This is a genomic window from Ferrimonas lipolytica (assembly GCF_012295575.1).
In the GTDB taxonomy this organism is placed as follows: Bacteria; Pseudomonadota; Gammaproteobacteria; order Enterobacterales; family Shewanellaceae; genus Ferrimonas; species Ferrimonas lipolytica.
The window spans coordinates 3,159,908-3,174,936 of the sequence record NZ_CP051180.1 but is presented as its reverse complement, the minus strand read 5'-3'; the positions used below and the strand labels follow the sequence as shown (position 1 = coordinate 3,174,936).

At 50.5% G+C, this 15,029-nt stretch carries 14 protein-coding genes; 10 read left to right on the top strand and 4 right to left on the bottom strand.

Annotated elements, in window-relative coordinates; translation table 11 throughout:
- Positions 1-2,058, top strand: a complete 2,058-nt coding sequence (locus tag HER31_RS14555) for a sensor histidine kinase (protein WP_168661559.1) — start codon at positions 1-3, stop codon at positions 2,056-2,058.
- Positions 2,059-2,106: 48 nt separating this feature from the next.
- Here HER31_RS14555 and HER31_RS14550 read toward each other — a convergent pair whose 3' ends face one another.
- Both HER31_RS14550 and HER31_RS14545 read right to left on the bottom strand, forming a co-directional pair.
- Positions 2,107-3,006, bottom strand: coding sequence for a helix-turn-helix transcriptional regulator (locus tag HER31_RS14550; protein WP_168661557.1), 900 nt, complete (start codon positions 3,004-3,006; stop codon positions 2,107-2,109).
- Positions 3,006-3,836 (bottom strand): formate dehydrogenase accessory sulfurtransferase FdhD, encoded by an 831-nt coding sequence (locus HER31_RS14545; protein ID WP_168661555.1) that lies wholly within the window; start codon positions 3,834-3,836, stop codon positions 3,006-3,008. Before HER31_RS14545 ends, HER31_RS14550 begins: the two co-directional genes overlap by 1 nt.
- 296 nt (positions 3,837-4,132) lie before the next feature.
- Here HER31_RS14545 and HER31_RS14540 point away from each other — a divergent pair, with 296 nt between their 5' ends.
- The 9 genes from HER31_RS14540 (at position 4,133) to ubiA (ending at position 13,605) form a co-directional block, all read left to right on the top strand.
- Positions 4,133-4,588, top strand: coding sequence for a DUF3305 domain-containing protein (locus HER31_RS14540; RefSeq protein ID WP_168661553.1), 456 nt, complete (start codon positions 4,133-4,135; stop codon positions 4,586-4,588).
- Positions 4,585-5,121, top strand: a complete 537-nt coding sequence (locus tag HER31_RS14535) for a DUF3306 domain-containing protein (protein ID WP_168661551.1) — start codon at positions 4,585-4,587, stop codon at positions 5,119-5,121. Before HER31_RS14540 ends, HER31_RS14535 begins: the two co-directional genes overlap by 4 nt.
- Positions 5,122-5,135: 14 nt before the next feature.
- The gene (locus tag HER31_RS14530; RefSeq protein ID WP_168661549.1) at positions 5,136-6,827 is read left to right on the top strand and encodes a 4Fe-4S binding protein; all 1,692 of its coding nucleotides are present in this window, start codon (positions 5,136-5,138) and stop codon (positions 6,825-6,827) included.
- 2 nt (positions 6,828-6,829) lie between these two features.
- Positions 6,830-7,453 (top strand): TorD/DmsD family molecular chaperone, encoded by a 624-nt coding sequence (locus HER31_RS14525; protein WP_168661547.1) that lies wholly within the window; start codon positions 6,830-6,832, stop codon positions 7,451-7,453.
- Between the two features lie 155 nt (positions 7,454-7,608).
- A complete protein-coding gene (locus HER31_RS14520) occupies positions 7,609-7,812 on the top strand; it encodes a twin-arginine translocation signal domain-containing protein (RefSeq protein WP_168661545.1) in 204 nt (67 codons plus the stop codon).
- Position 7,813: 1 nt separating this feature from the next.
- Positions 7,814-10,675 (top strand): formate dehydrogenase subunit alpha, encoded by a 2,862-nt coding sequence (locus tag HER31_RS14515; protein WP_168661543.1) that lies wholly within the window; start codon positions 7,814-7,816, stop codon positions 10,673-10,675.
- Positions 10,676-10,687: 12 nt separating this feature from the next.
- On the top strand, positions 10,688-11,266 hold the full coding sequence (gene fdh3B, locus HER31_RS14510) for a formate dehydrogenase FDH3 subunit beta (protein WP_168661541.1): 579 nt from the start codon (positions 10,688-10,690) through the stop codon (positions 11,264-11,266).
- 8 nt (positions 11,267-11,274) lie between these two features.
- Positions 11,275-12,330, top strand: a complete 1,056-nt coding sequence (locus HER31_RS14505; protein WP_168661539.1) for a formate dehydrogenase subunit gamma — start codon at positions 11,275-11,277, stop codon at positions 12,328-12,330.
- 402 nt (positions 12,331-12,732) lie between these two features.
- Entirely contained in the window at positions 12,733-13,605 is an 873-nt protein-coding gene (gene ubiA / locus HER31_RS14500) for a 4-hydroxybenzoate octaprenyltransferase (RefSeq protein WP_168661537.1), read from the top strand.
- Here the strand turns inward: ubiA and HER31_RS14495 are convergent.
- Together HER31_RS14495 and fre are read right to left on the bottom strand one after the other, a co-directional pair.
- Entirely contained in the window at positions 13,602-14,186 is a 585-nt protein-coding gene (locus tag HER31_RS14495) for a GNAT family N-acetyltransferase (protein WP_168661535.1), read from the bottom strand. The genes ubiA and HER31_RS14495 overlap by 4 nt on opposite strands.
- Before the next feature lie 128 nt (positions 14,187-14,314).
- Positions 14,315-15,007 (bottom strand): NAD(P)H-flavin reductase, encoded by a 693-nt coding sequence (gene fre, locus HER31_RS14490; protein WP_168661533.1) that lies wholly within the window; start codon positions 15,005-15,007, stop codon positions 14,315-14,317.
- Between the last annotated feature and the right edge of the window lie 22 nt (positions 15,008-15,029).

Here is a 15,029-nt window from a genome sequence, read left to right as displayed (position 1 = left end):
ATGTTTAACCGGGGACGAACGCTGCTGCTGCGCGATTGGCAGCTAGCGACCAGCACCGTGCGCTACCGTTTGGTAGTGTTGCTGTTATTACCGGTCTTATTGACCTTGGCCAGCTTGGTATTCATTACTATCTACTGGAACGTCACCTATACCGGTACACAGTTGTACATGAAGGTGCGTGGTGATCTATCCGTTGCTCAGGGTGTGCTTGAAGCTCAGAGTTCGCAGCGTAAGCGGGCGTTAATTCAATTGCAACGCAGTTGGGAATTCAGAGAGTTATTGAACCAAAATAAACTTACCGAATTAGACCGGTTCTTGACACAGCGGCAGCAACGTTTAGGACTCACTTTTCTCCGCTACCTAAGCCCCGCTGAAATTCGTCAAGATCAGGAATTGCTTGCGCTTAAAGTCAGTCCCACCAACTCAGGTTTGCAAGTACTCAGTGCCTCCCAGTTGGATCGGTTGGTCCCGGAGCTATCTAAGCAAGCAGAACTGCGCATTGTCCCTACGCTGATGGCGGCTGAGCCTGAAAGCTCAGGTGAGTATCGTGGCTTAGTCTCGCGCTCGTTAGTGCCGGTGATGGATGAAAACGGCTACATTTTAGGTGCGTTAGATGGCGGTATGTTGCTCAACCACGAGAGCGCCTATGTTGATGAGGTGCGTGACTTGGTTTACACCGACGATGCTTTGCCATACGACGTGGTGGGTTCGGTAAGCCTTTTTTTAGATAACACTCGAATCAGCACCAATGCTCGCGACTCCGATAGCGGTAAACGTATTGTTGGTAGTCAGGTGTCCGAAGCGGTTAGACAGAAAGTATTAAGGCAAGGGGAGATCTGGGTCGGTCGCTCATACGAATATGACGCTTGGAATGTGTCGGCCTATATGCCATTGAACGACATTAGTGGCAATCGCATTGGCATGTTGTATACCGGGTTCGTTGAAAAGGCATTCATTGATACCTATCTGCGCAACATCATTGAGCTCGGTGGCGCCTTACTGGTTATTTTAATTATCTCCAGTTGGGCGGTTCATCGCGGTGCTGCTGGATTGTTGAAACCGATTAAACAGATATCGACGGTGGTGAATGCGGTTGAGAAAGGTGAGGATCTGCGCATTGGCGATCTTGGCCTAGGCCAACGCAACGAGCTGTCGGTGTTGGCGCAACAGTTTGACCAGATGCTTGATCAGTTACAGCAGCGTAATCGCCAGATCCAGTTGGCCAATGACCAGCTGGAGCAGAAGGTTCGCGAACGAACTCAGAGCCTACAAGATCTGACTCACGAGCTGAAACAAAATATCGATCTGCTCAATACCACCCGCAGCCAGATGGTAACTAATGAAAAGTTGGTGGCCTTAGGTGAGATGACCGCTGGTATTGCTCATGAGATCAACAACCCTACCGCGGTTATCCTCGGCAATATCGAACTGATTAAATGGGAACTGGGTGACAACGCTAGCCATGTGGAAGAGGAGATTGAGCTGATCTTCCAGCAGGTGCAACGTATCAAGATGATCATTCAATCGCTGCTGCAATATGCGCGTCCTGGCGATATGGATATGCCCATTAAGCGCCAAGCCATTAATCCTATTATTGACGAGATGCTGGTGTTAGTACGTCACTCTCTCAGTCGCCAATCGGTGGTGGTGACACTCGATCTGCAAGCGACCTCGGAAGCGGCAGTAAATCGCCAACAGCTATTGCAGGTGTTGATTAATTTAGTGGTTAATGCAGCCCATGCGATGGATGGTAACGGCGAGGTGCGGGTTATCACTAAAGATTGGGTTGAAGCCGATGGCAGTACCAAAGGGGTGGAGGTCCGCGTCGAAGATGATGGCTGTGGTATTCCCAAGGAGCTGCAATCGCGGATCTTTGACCCGTTCTTTACCACTCGTAAACAGGGTACCGGCCTCGGCTTATCCCTTAGCTATGGCATTATTCGCCGCTTCGGCGGTGGTTTCGAACTGGAGTCTGAGCCAGATAAAGGTACTGTCTTTACGGTGAAGCTGCCAACGGAGAGCCCGGAGCTCGACGCCCCAGTCAACACCATTAGCTAACGCTTTGCGGCTGATATCAATCTGACTAAGCCGTTACTCAGGTTGATATCAGGACGCACTCCAAATTATTTTGCCACAATCACTTAGATCGTATCCGCCCAACATATTGGCATGGATGTTGGTATCTGGAGATTGCAATGAAGTGAATAACGCTTGCAGGTGTTGACGGAAAAACACCCCTTGTGGCATCACTAAGTCGAACGATTCGGTGCCCAACGGCAGAAACGCTAGACCAAATTCCCCTGCAATGCCTTGGCAACCGATACCAAAATCGGCTTCGCCACGAGCAATGGTCGCTGCCAATTCGTGTTCAGATAGTGCTTCAGGTTGCAGGTTTAGATCACTGGCGGTCAAGCCTTGGCTAGTCAAGAAGTTATCCATTTGATGACGCGAACCAGAGCCCAACTGACGTGGCACCCAGCGGTAGCGTAGACTTACGGCTTCTTGCAGATCTTGCCCCAGGTGATGATGTTCATTACGCATCAATAAACCAAAGTCACGGTTGGCTCCGTGCACCAGTACCCATTGTTTGTGGACATTATGGTGTTTGAGTAGTGCCGGGTGGCGAACATCTCGCTCGTGCGATTCACTCCAATGGATACAACATACGTCGGTATAGCCATTGGATAGGTGAGTTAAGCCTGAGCGGGTATCACTGGGACTGTAATTAATAAGCCCTGATCTGCCTATTCGTTGGCTAACTCGACGAACCACATGGTGCAATAATGGGTCGTCACTGCCACCGATAATCAATCGGTCAGATAAGGTTCCGCCATGACAGGAGTCGATAATCCATCGATCGATTAATGCCTTAGGAAAAAGCCATTTACCGGTAACTTTGGTGCCGGGCAATTGGCGTTCGTTCGCCATTGCATAGACCTTCTTCTCATTAAGATCGAGGTAGTCTGCAACTTGGCGAGCGTTTAAAAATAAGCTGTCGTTGGTCATTATTTGTTTCCATCGAAGGTGATGGTGTCTGCACCGTGGTACACCAAGAAGTGGCGGCCTTTAGCTCGAGCGATGGTGGTTATCCCCAACTGCTTAGCCAGCGTTAAACCCATCTCAGTAATGCCAGAGCGGGACAACAGAACCGGAATGCCCATCTTAGCAACTTTAATCACCATCTCCGAGGTTAATCGACCGGTGGTATAGAACACCTTATCGCCACCATCCGTGCCATCTAGCCACATCTCGCCAGCCAAGGTATCTACCGCATTATGGCGACCAACATCCTCAACAAAGCTGAGGATTTTATCGTTATGGCAAACCCCGCATCCGTGCACTGCACCGGCATTTTTGTAAGTTTCATTGTACTGATTCAAATTCTTCAGCAGCGCGTAGATCCCGCTTTGAGTAAGGGTTGGTGTTGGCAATTCAATCTCATCAATGCCAGCGGTAAAGCTGCCAAATACCGTGCCTTGGCCACAGCCTGTGGTAACGGTTTTCTCTTCCATCTTCTTCGCCACGTGGTCGGTATCTTCGTTGGTGATGATGGCAGCCGAGTTTACATCCCAATCCACGATAACCGACTTTACCTCGTTGATATCAGTAATGAAGCCTTGGTTTTTTAGGTAGCCTAACGACAACGTTTCTGGCCGTGCACCTAAGGTCATTAAGGTGACGATTGGTTTCCAGTTGAGGTACAGGGTTAACGGGCGTTCGCAGGCGATACTTTTATCAACCGTTTCGCCTTGTTCATTTACCGCGGTTACGGCAATGGTTAATGGAGCTTCTGCATGGGTGCGAGATAGGCGAGGGCGGTGCGAGGCTGTGGTCATATTTGGCACTACTCTTCTAATTAGGTAATGGATTAATCAGAATAAATCTGTACATTTGCTGCTGACATAACAGATTTAACCTTGGTAACTACCGAAGGTTGGATTTCAGTCACTAAACTAGACTAGGTTAAGATATGGTTCACCCTCGGTGCACCAAATAGTGTGTCCTTGTCTCACGGTTACAGAACAATTTGTTTTAGGCCGTGTCAAAAGTGTGATCATCATCGTTAAAACAAACCAACGATACTTGAATAATTGATCATTGCGAAGAATGTTCATTTCCAGATGGAAGACCCATGTCCCGAAGCGAATCTTATTGGTCATTTTATGTGACCCTGCGTTCCAAACAAGTCAGTATTGGCCGATGGTCACAAACCCAGTGGGAAATTGACCAATTAGTACCGGATAGCGGTGACAAACCAGAAGGCGCCTACCCTGTTGGGATGGAACTTTTCCTCGATGAACGCGCAAATTACCGTCTCAACCTTGACCTGCCAGAACCCAAAATGTTTCTGATCTGCGATGACCGTGGTGACGGCATTCCAATTCCGCAAAGCTTAACCGCCAATCAAAATATTGCCGCAGGTGCCTTAGAAGGTGATACGCCAGTATTGACGATGCCTATCCCAGAGGCCATTGGTTGTTGGTTAGAAGCTTTCATCACCCGCCATGGTGAAATGGCCATTCAAGCGAAGCGGCGTAAGCACATCGACGTACGTGATGAGATGAAGGGTCGAGGAAAGAAGGGATGAGCGACCTATTCAAGCGCTGGCAAAAACGACGCGAGGAGGTTGCTGTTGAAGATAAACAACAGCAAACCGCCGCTGAACTCGAACAGATTGAGCAGCAACTGGCACAGCAAAAAGCTGAAGAACTGGAAGCTGTTGAAGAACAGGGCGAGCTGGAACCGCTGCCTGACCCTGACGAAATTGAAGAAGGCGGCAGCTTCGCCGACTTTTTGAAAGAGGGCGTTGACCCATTACAGCGTCAGAAAGCGTTAAAAGCGCTGTGGTCACAACCGCAGTATAATGTGACCGACGGATTGAGCGAATACAGCTTAGACTATGCGGCGCAACCACTACTTGATAGTGATGTGGCGGCAGAGTTAACCCAAAAAGTCTTCCGCTTTGCTAACGAAGCAAAAGAAGCGCTAGAAAAACTGGACGAAAAGCAACGTGAATTAGAGCAATCAGAGCCGCAGCTGCTCACCGATAGCGACCACGATGAAAATACTGAAGCGGGTGAGTCGTCCACACCTGAACGACCAACCGATCCAACCATTTAAATTAGGAACCTCTCGTGAGCCAAAACTCTATCACGTTGGACCCAATCAGTGCTGATGCGCTGCAACAAACAACACTATTGGCGAATCTGATCCCGGCAACGGTTTCTTTTCAAACCGCCGGCAATCTGTTGCTTGTTGGCCCTGAAGATCGCATTCGTATCGCTGCGGCCAAGTTGCCCCAGATGGCCAGTCGTACCCTGCTGATTAGCGAAGCCATTAGCGACCAGAGTGATGCACACCTAGAGCAAGTAATGGCAGCGGCTGAAGCCACTGAGTCATTACCGTGTTTCCATGCTGAGCACCTGCAAATTCGTGGTTTTCTTGGTCAATTCCAAGTGGCCATTGTGCAGCCACAACAACAGCAACCGATCGCCTTGGCGAAAGAGGCGATTAACCTACCTCATTTCGACTTGATCTTAGATCTTGGCAACGAAGCGAGTATCACCTTAGAGTTGCTTCCTGCTGGTTACTTTCATGTTGGTGACAACCAAACCAAGCTGGTTGATGCATTAGCGCAGTTACCGGAGCTGGTTGGTAAGTTTGATAAACCTCGCTACGTGCAAGTGAATCAAGACGTTTGTGCTCACTACAGCAGTGGCATAGCGGGTTGTCAACGTTGCTTGAGCGTGTGTCCTGCGGACGCAATTCAAAGTGAAAATAACCAGATCAGCATCGACCCATTCCTGTGTCACGGCGCTGGCTCTTGTGCCAGTGCTTGCCCTACTGGGGCAATTCAATATGACCAACCAACGGCGCCAATCCTGCGTGACTACATGCAGCGTTTGTTGGCTCGTTATAATGAGCTGAGTGAGCAACAGCCGGTTGTGTTGTTCCACGATGGCATGGGCGGCACTGAGTTACTGCAGCAGCTGCAACAGTTACCAGCGGGCGTGGTGCCGGTTGAGCTGGAAGAGATTGGTGTGGCTGGCGCTGAGTTGTGGTTGGCGTCGTTGGCTTGGGGGGCACGCCAAGTGTTGGTGTTAACCCATGAGCAAACTCCAGAAACTCTGGCGACCTTAGTAACCAGTGAATACAGCAGTGTCGCTAAGTTGCTGCTAGCCAGCGGCGTTGACGCCCAACGCTTACAGATCATCGACGCTGCTGAATTGGCGAAGATTGATGAGCTCGTTGCCGTTAGCGCGACCCTTGAGGTATTGCCAGTAGCGGCCTTTGGTACTGAACTGCCAAAGCGCGATACCTTCTACAATGCGCTTGACCACCTCAACGGTTGTCATCTAGGCACTACCGATACCATCGCGGTGGCCAACGTCCCGTACGGTCAAGTGGTGCTCGATACTGACAAATGTACCCTGTGCATGAGCTGTGCGGCGTTATGCCCTGCTATGGCGCTTCAAGATGGTGGCGATACACCAGCGCTGAAATTCACTGAGCAGAACTGTGTGCAGTGTGGTTTGTGTCAGCAAGCCTGCCCAGAGCAAGCTCTGAGCTTAGCGGCGCAATTCAACTTAGATCGAGATTCTCGTCAGCAACAACAAGTGCTGAAAGAGGAAGACCCGTTCGAATGCATTACCTGTGGTAAAGCGTTTGCCACTAAAGCGGTGGTTGAAAAAATGACGACTGCTTTGGCTGGCCACAGTGCCTTTGCTGGCGACGCTATCCAGCGCTTAAAGATGTGTGAAGACTGTCGAGTAAAAGACATGTTTGGCACGATTCTCGACGATCCAGAACAACAACTGCGGGTATAACCATGACCGAGTCTACCGAAGCCTTGAGCGGCAACGAACAACAACAGCTGCGCGCTGACGTGTACCAACTGATTGCGGCGCTTTTGCGTGCCACTCCTAGCCCTGAGTTATTGCAGTTTCTGTCAGAGCTGGATCTCGACGCGGATCAGGACGGCGATATCATTCGCGCTTGGCATGCACTTAAACTGAGTGCATCCACCGTTGCAGCCGATCAGCTGGAAGATGAGTACTTTAAGCTGTTTATTGGTTTAGGCCACGGCGAAGTGATTCCATACACCAGCTGGTATCTGACCGGTTCATTAATGGACCAGCCATTGGCGTTGTTGCGTCAAGATCTGCTGCAGCTTGGCTTTAGCCGTGAAGAGGATGTTAAGGAGCCAGAGGATCATCTCGCTGCTTTGTGCGAAGTGATGGCATATTTGTTACTTGAGGGGCGTTCATCTGAACAAATGAGCTTCTATAACCGTCATTTAGATACATGGGTGGATAAGTTTTTTGCCGATTTAGCTAAGGCTCCAAGTTCAAGCTTCTATACTGCAGTAGCAGCACTAGGACAAAGTTTCTTCAAACTAGAGCAAGCAACATTCGGCGCATTAACGTTGGAGACTGATGTAACCCAAGCCTAGCCAAGGATTGGGACCAACGTTGCCGAAAGAACCGTACGTTGTTATTTGACGTAATAGTTACTCGGCGGTGAGACAGATGGTTGTCGTCTCACCTAAAACAATGGTCCCATTCTTTATTCGCTATGGATAAGGATGGGCGGCACCTAGGAGGTGTTATGACCCATCGACAATCGAAATTGGATCGTCGTCAAGCCATCAAAGCGATAGGCTTAGGCGTCGGCGCTGCCGCGATAAGCGGTCAGACTGTTCAAGCTGCACCGGCGCAAGCCGACGTACCATCTTCCGCGGATTCAACCGAATACCGCGAGACCCAACACGTTTTAACCTACTACGACACACTTAGTGAGAAGGGGGGTTAGAATGAAGTTAACTCGCAGAACGACCTCATCAACCGCCTCAGCTAAGAATCCACTAGGGCTAAATCGCCGTCAGTTTTTAAAGCAAGCAGGAATCACCTCAGGTGGTGTTGCCGCTGCTTCAATGTTGGGTACTGGCATGATTAAAAAAGCCAGCGCTAGTACCGCCGCGGGCAGTGGCCCGACCGAAACCGTTAAAACCATCTGTTCCCACTGCTCTGTTGGTTGTGGCGTATACGCCGAAACCCGTAATGGCGTTTGGGTTGGCCATGAACCGGCGTTTGACCATCCGATTAACCGTGGTGGTCACTGTGCTAAAGGTGCGTCGTTGATCCACCATACCCACAGTGAAAAACGGGTTAAGTACCCAATGAAACTGGCGGGCGGGAAATGGCAGCGACTGAGTTGGGAGCAAGCCATTAACGAAGTCGGTGATCAGATGCTCAAGATCCGTGAGGAATCTGGCCCTGACTCAATCTACTTTATGGGCTCCGCCAAGTTCAGCAATGAGCAATGTTATCTGTACCGTAAATTGGCAGCGATGTGGGGCACCAACAACGTCGACCACTCAGCGCGGATCTGTCACTCCACTACCGTTGCCGGGGTAGCTAATACCTGGGGCTATGGTGCGATGACTAACTCCTACAACGACATGCACAATTCCAAATGCATGATCTTCGTTGGCTCTAACCCTGCGGAAGCGCACCCAGTAGCGATGCAACACATCCTTATTGCCAAGGAGCGTGGCGCTAAGATGATTGTGGTTGATCCACGCATGACTCGGACTGCGGCGCATTCTGATGAGTATGTGCATATTCGTCCGGGCACCGACATTCCATTTATCTACGGTCTGTTGTGGCACATCTTCGAAAACGGTTGGGAAGATGAAGACTTTATTTCGCGCCGTGCCTGGGGCATGGACGACGTGCGTGAGGCAGTGAAAGATTACCCACCAGCGGAAGTTGAAAACATCACTAGTGTCTCTCCAGAGCAGATGTACCGCACCGCGAAGATGTTGGCTGACAATCGCCCAGGCACCATTGTTTGGTGTATGGGGGGAACCCAGCATACCGTGGGTAATGCCAACACCCGTGCTTACTGTATCTTACAGCTTGCCCTAGGCAACATGGGTAAGTCCGGTGGTGGTGCAAATATCTTCCGTGGTCACGATAACGTACAGGGCGCTACCGACTTTGGTTTGCTGTTCGATAACCTACCAGGTTACTACGGCTTATCTGAAGGTGCGTGGCAACATTGGTCACGAGTTTGGGACTTGGATTACGACTGGGTTAAAGGCCAGTTTGATCAGGGTACTTACCTTGGTAAGCAACCAATGACCAGCGCTGGGATCCCATGTTCTCGTTGGCACGATGGTGTTCGCGAAGACAAAGATAAGATCGGTCAGCGCGATAACATCCGTTTAGCGTTCTTTGCTGGGCAATCGGTTAACACCGAAACCCGTGGTCGCGAGGTGCGTGATGCCCTCGATAAGATGGATACCATTGTGGTTATCGATCCTTACCCAACCATGGCAGGGGTGATGCACAACCGCAAAGATGGGGTTTACCTATTGCCGGCTTGTTCGCAGTTTGAAACCTATGGTTCTGTATCTGCTTCGAACCGGTCGCTGCAATGGCGTGACCGCGTCGTTGAGCCGGTGTTCGAATCTAAGCCTGATCACGAGATCATGTATCTGCTTGCTAAGAAACTAGGCATTGCTGATCAGATGTTTAAGAACATCAAGATCAACGGTACTGAACCGCTGGTGGAAGACATTACCCGTGAATTCAACAAAGGTATGTGGACCGTTGGTTACACCGGTCAGTCACCGGAGCGTTTGAAGGCCCACCAGAAGAACTGGCACCAGTTTGACTTTGAGGATCTGCTCTCCAAGGGCGGCGATCTCAAAGGCGAGGTTTATGGTTTGCCATGGCCTTGTTGGGGGACTCCAGAGCAGAAACACCCAGGCACTCATATTCTCTACGATACCTCCAAGCACGTACTTGAGGGCGGCGGCAACTTCCGTGCTCGATTTGGTGTGGAGTTTGAAGGAGAGAACCTACTTGCTGCAGATCCCGGCTCCAAGGGGAACGAGCTTGGCGATGGTCACCCTGAGTTCTCTGCCGACATGCTTAAGCAGTTAGGTTGGTGGGACGAGCTCACCGCCGATGAGAAAAAACTGGCGGAGGGACGCAACTGGAAAACCGATATCTCCGGCGGTATTCAACGTATTGCCATGAAACACGGTTGTATCCCTTACGGTAATGCCCGTGCCCGTTGTCGTGTCTGGACCTTCCCTGATCAGGTGCCGATCCACCGTGAACCACTCTACACCCCACGTCGTGATCTTGTTGCCAAGTACCCGAGTTACGAAGACCGTCAGGTTGCTCGACTGCCAACCCTGTATAAATCGATTCAGGACAAGGTGATTGCCGAGAACTTAGACAAAACTCACCCATTGGTGGTGACGACTGGTCGTTTGGTGGAATACGAAGGCGGTGGTGAGGAGACCCGTTCGAACCCATGGTTGGCGGAGCTGCAACAAACCATGTTTGTCGAGATCAACCCTGTTGATGCCAGTGCTCGCAGTATTCTTGATGGTGATGCGGTGACCCTGCACTCTCCAGAGGGAGCGATATTGCATATCCACGCATTGGTGACCGAGCGGGTTAAGCCAGGCGAATGTTTCATGCCGTACCACTTTGCCGGTGTATTTGAGGGTAAGTCGCTAGATGCCAATTACCCAGAAGGTACCGTGCCTTACATCTCTGGCGAGTCGGCCAATACCGCAATGACTTACGGTTACGATATCGTTACTCAGATGCAGGAAACCAAGTCCTCTATCTGTGAAGTGCGCAAGGCCTAAGGAGCGTTTGATATGGCAACAATGAAGTTCTTATGCGACACCAAGCGCTGCATCGAATGCAACGGCTGTGTGGTCGCTTGTAAAAGTAAGCACGATGCTTCGCTTGAGTGGGGCATTCAGCGTCGTCGCGTGGTGACCTTGAACGATGGGGTTGAGGGCAAAGAGGCTTCTATCTCAGTCGCCTGTATGCATTGCTCAGATGCACCATGCATGGCAGTTTGTCCGGCCGATTGTTTTGAGCGTACTGCTGACGGCATCATTCGTCACAGTAAGGACAAGTGTATTGGTTGTGGTTACTGTCTCTACGCTTGCCCGTTCGGCGCTCCTCAGTTCCCTAAGCAGACCGCATTCGGTGCACGAGGCAAGATGGATAAGTGCACCTATTGTGCTGGTGGTCCAGATGCAGAGGTTGGCTCTGATAAAGAGATGCAGCTGTATGGTGCTAACCGTATTGCCGAAGGCAAACTGCCATTCTGTGCTGAGGTTTGCGCGACTAAGTCGCTGCTAGCCGGTGATGCAGAGGTGATCTCTAAGGTGTTCCGTGCTCGTGTTGGTGTTCGTGGTGCGACTAACGCTGGCTGGGCCGGATAGGAGGCAGCATGAAGGTTTGGACTCGACTGGTTGTACTACTTCTTTGCTGTTGGCAAGGAGCGGTGCTTGCCGCATCGGCCCCGACTCAACAGCAGGAAGCGGAAACCTTAGTTCCATTCATTATGGCGGCGCAAGCCGCCGAGGTTGAAGGCAAGGTGCAGACCCAAGACTCAGCCGATCTCGAGTTAATGCCCTTATGGGTACAGGCTCGTGATGGTGAGGTTGGCCGCACATCTTCGCAAGATGTGTTTCATAACAACTTGATCAACCAATATGATCTATCGCTGTTTGAGCACCGCGCCACATGGTTGAGTATGACTTTGGCATTGGCGCTGTTTGGCATGATTGTGATCTTCGCATTGTTTGTGATGATTAACGGCGCAGCCAAACTCGAGCATGGTTATTCTGGCAAAGAGGTATTGCGCTGGAGCAAGCTCGATGTGGTGTTGCATTGGATAATGGCAATCCCATGCCTATTGCTTATCTTCACTGGATTAGCATTGATGGCTGGGCGCTTTGTGTTCGGAGATTTGCTGGGCCCGGAAGGGGTGGCAGCACTGGCAGCCTTTGCTAAGCCGGTGCATGACTACATGGCCATTCCGTTTGCGATCTCGGCAATCATCGTAATGTTTAGGTGGCTCAAGCACAATTGGCTGGCTAGCTATGATCTAAAGTGGTTCTTGGTTGTGGGTGGTTATATCAACTTTGGGCCATTTAAGGGCAAGCACCCCGATGCGGGCTTCTCCAATGCCGGTGAAAAACTGTGGTTCTGGTGTTTCACTATCTTTGGCTTGGCAATAATCGCTTCTGGCGCATTCTTGCTCTTCCCTGAGATGTTGGCCACCTCAAGAACCGGTGCGCTGCAGGCATTGCTTATCCATGGCATGTCAGCGGTGATCATTACTGGTTTCACTGTGGTTCATATCTTTATGGCAACAGTGTTATCTGAAGGCGGCATGGTCAATATGGTCAGCGGTTATTGCGATGAGAACTGGGCGAAGCAGCACCACAACGTGTGGTATGACGATATTAAAGCCGATGGCAGTATCGAATATAAAACCTAGCCTCGCTTGTTAACAATTCATTAAGCCTCACCTGCTGGTGGGGCTTTTTTGTTTGGCTATGTTGCCAGCTCATCTCTACCTATTGCTACTGGTTGCGAATAGCTAAACCTCAGGCTTGAAGCAAAGCTTCACTGCTTACGGTTACTGCATCTTATTTACTTATCTTCGATAACCTTTTGCTTAAAGGTAATCGCTTGCCCCCTTAAAACTGACCATCTTGTTGATAAGGATAAATATTTTCATTTATCTGTGACGCTAGCATGCTGATGGCGTTTAGCCATCAGCATGCTTAGCTACGTAGAATGCTGCGATCCGGCGATGGAGCACAATGCTAGGCATTGCTCAGCAGCGAGGCGCGGCGCATAATGGCCTTAATTTATGTGATGTTGTAGGGCAAGGAAGATGCTCGCTGTGATGCAAGGTAAAGCGGATGCCTACCGCCGATTAGCCCGATTAGATCGCCCCATCGGCACTTTATTGCTGTTGTGGCCAACCATGGCGGCGTTGTGGTTCGCCGCTGATGGTGTACCTGACCCATTCGTCTTGGGGGTGTTTTTTGTCGGGGTGTGGTTGATGCGCGCCGAAGGCTGCATCATCAACGATTACGCAGATCGAAACCTAGATAAGCACGTCGCCCGTACCCAGATGCGGCCACTGGCTAATGGTGAAATCCAAAGCTGGGAAGCGCTATTGCTGTTTGGGATCTTGGGGGCGGTGTGCTTTGCCTTGGTATCGTTACTCAACCCGTTAACTGTGCAGATGGCCTATGCTGGCATTGTTTTAACGGTGATATATCCCTTTACTAAACGTTTCTTGCCCGCGCCGCAGATGTTCTTAGGGATAGTTTGGAGCTGGTCGATTCCGATGGCGTTTGCTGCGCAAACTGGAGAGGTCGCACCACTTGCGTGGCTACTGTTTCTGGCTAATTGGTGCTGGACTGTGGCATACGACACCATGTACGGCATGGTCGATCGTGAGGACGATCTAAAGGTTGGGATCCGTTCTAGTGCCATTTGGTTTGGCCGCTGGGATCGTCACATCATTGGCTTACTGCAACTTGTTACCTTGGGGTTGTTGGCTGCGATCGGTATTGTGATGGGCCTTGGGTGGATCTTCTATGCCGCCATCGCGATTGTTGCACTGCTGTTTGGCTATCAACAGTGCCTCATTATTGGCCGCGATCGCGAAGCTTGTTTCCAAGCGTTTCTCAACAACAATTGGGCCGGTGCCGCCTTGTTCCTTGGGGTAGTGTTGGACTATGCGCTGATCGTCTAGCCTGCTATTTGTCTTGAGCGCAACCACTGCGCTTTATCGATAGCAAACCAGCTTTGATCGATACCCCCTTCAAAATGGCCGTAGATCTTATGGGTGCGGCCTAAGCCACTTTTCTCCAGCACCCGCTTACTGCCATTGTTGCTATCGTAGGCATCTGCTTGAACGCGCTCAGCCTGATAGTGCTTGAAAGCAAAATCCACTAACAAGCGACAAGCTGCGGTTGCTAAGCCATGACCCCAGCTGTTTGCGGGTAGTTGATATCCCACATCATAGGTACCGGGCTTACCCTCAGTGGCCATCAACGCTGCCATTCCGGCAAATTCTCCCTGCTCGGTACGGATCGCTACCATTAGCGGTTGTGGTAGTTCTCCGGCGGCAAGATTCTGTTCCATTGCATCAAACTGTGGCCCAAAGTAGCTGTGATAGGTCGACTCTGGTGCTGGGGCAAAGTACAGGTATTGGTTTACCCGTTCATCATTGAGCATGGTGCATATGGCGGCCATATCGGTGCGGTTAAGCAGTGATAATTGATGCTGTTGACTGAATGGAATGGTCTGTTGCTGGCGGAGTTGTTGAAGCATGGCGGTGAGCTCGCTGAAAAAAATTCGGCGGATTATCGCTGCCAACTCAAATAATTGCTGTGATCTAGTGGACGTTAAACCAACAAAGCGGAGCATGATGCACCGCTTTGTGATCGCGAGCGAGTGGATTACTTTAGAAAGGCAAAAGCATCACCAATGAGGTGCTCGGTAAGCGCGCCATTAGCGGTAAACTTATCCCGCGCGACGGCAGCCATTTCAAAGCGACCGGCAACATAGATGTCGTAGCCACTGAGGTCACTAAAATCATCGCATACCGCTTCAATTACCGAGCCTTGACGGTAGCCTTCAACCATCTCATCAAACACCGGAATAAAGCTTAGGTGTGGGTGCAGTTGTGAAAATTTATCTGCTACCGATTTAAGGTACATGCCGTTGAGATCACGGCAACCCCAGTACAGGAACGTAGTGCGCTTATCGCTCTCGGCAAGCAGTTGTTGCAGCATGGAATGGATATAGGAAAAGCCGGTGCCCCCAGCAACCATAATCCGTGAGCGTTTGTTATCAGGGCGCAAACTGGCATTACCTAAAGGAGCCTCGATTTCGATAGCGCTATGGGTGCGGAGGTGCTCCATCACCTGCATTGCGTAACTTTCAGCGACGAAGGCACCGATGTGCAGTTCGAGCTGACGCTCCCCTGGCTTTGAGGCGATAGAGAAGGGGCGTTTATCCTCTTCGCTCAGTACAATCGTTAGATACTGGCCAGCCACAAAATCAAAGCTGTGCTCTGGCGTTAATACCACTTTAAATACGGTTTCAGTTAGCGGAGTTATGCTTTCCACTTGGCACAAAGTACGACTCATAGCATCCATTCTTCGTTTTATT

What these genes read in the sequence shown, in the direction of transcription:
- HER31_RS14555 (WP_168661559.1), top strand. Translation starts at nt 1, where the DNA reads ATGTTTAACCGGGGACGAACGCTGCTGCTGCGCGATTGGCAGCTAGCG.
- HER31_RS14550 (WP_168661557.1), bottom strand. Translation starts at nt 3,006, where the DNA reads ATGACCAACGACAGCTTATTTTTAAACGCTCGCCAAGTTGCAGACTAC.
- HER31_RS14545 (WP_168661555.1), bottom strand. Translation starts at nt 3,836, where the DNA reads ATGACCACAGCCTCGCACCGCCCTCGCCTATCTCGCACCCATGCAGAA.
- HER31_RS14540 (WP_168661553.1), top strand. Translation starts at nt 4,133, where the DNA reads ATGTCCCGAAGCGAATCTTATTGGTCATTTTATGTGACCCTGCGTTCC.
- HER31_RS14535 (WP_168661551.1), top strand. Translation starts at nt 4,585, where the DNA reads ATGAGCGACCTATTCAAGCGCTGGCAAAAACGACGCGAGGAGGTTGCT.
- HER31_RS14525 (WP_168661547.1), top strand. Translation starts at nt 6,830, where the DNA reads ATGACCGAGTCTACCGAAGCCTTGAGCGGCAACGAACAACAACAGCTG.
- HER31_RS14520 (WP_168661545.1), top strand. Translation starts at nt 7,609, where the DNA reads ATGACCCATCGACAATCGAAATTGGATCGTCGTCAAGCCATCAAAGCG.
- HER31_RS14515 (WP_168661543.1), top strand. Translation starts at nt 7,814, where the DNA reads ATGAAGTTAACTCGCAGAACGACCTCATCAACCGCCTCAGCTAAGAAT.
- fdh3B (WP_168661541.1), top strand. Translation starts at nt 10,688, where the DNA reads ATGGCAACAATGAAGTTCTTATGCGACACCAAGCGCTGCATCGAATGC.
- HER31_RS14505 (WP_168661539.1), top strand. Translation starts at nt 11,275, where the DNA reads ATGAAGGTTTGGACTCGACTGGTTGTACTACTTCTTTGCTGTTGGCAA.
- ubiA (WP_168661537.1), top strand. Translation starts at nt 12,733, where the DNA reads ATGCTCGCTGTGATGCAAGGTAAAGCGGATGCCTACCGCCGATTAGCC.
- HER31_RS14495 (WP_168661535.1), bottom strand. Translation starts at nt 14,186, where the DNA reads ATGCTTCAACAACTCCGCCAGCAACAGACCATTCCATTCAGTCAACAG.
- fre (WP_168661533.1), bottom strand. Translation starts at nt 15,007, where the DNA reads ATGAGTCGTACTTTGTGCCAAGTGGAAAGCATAACTCCGCTAACTGAA.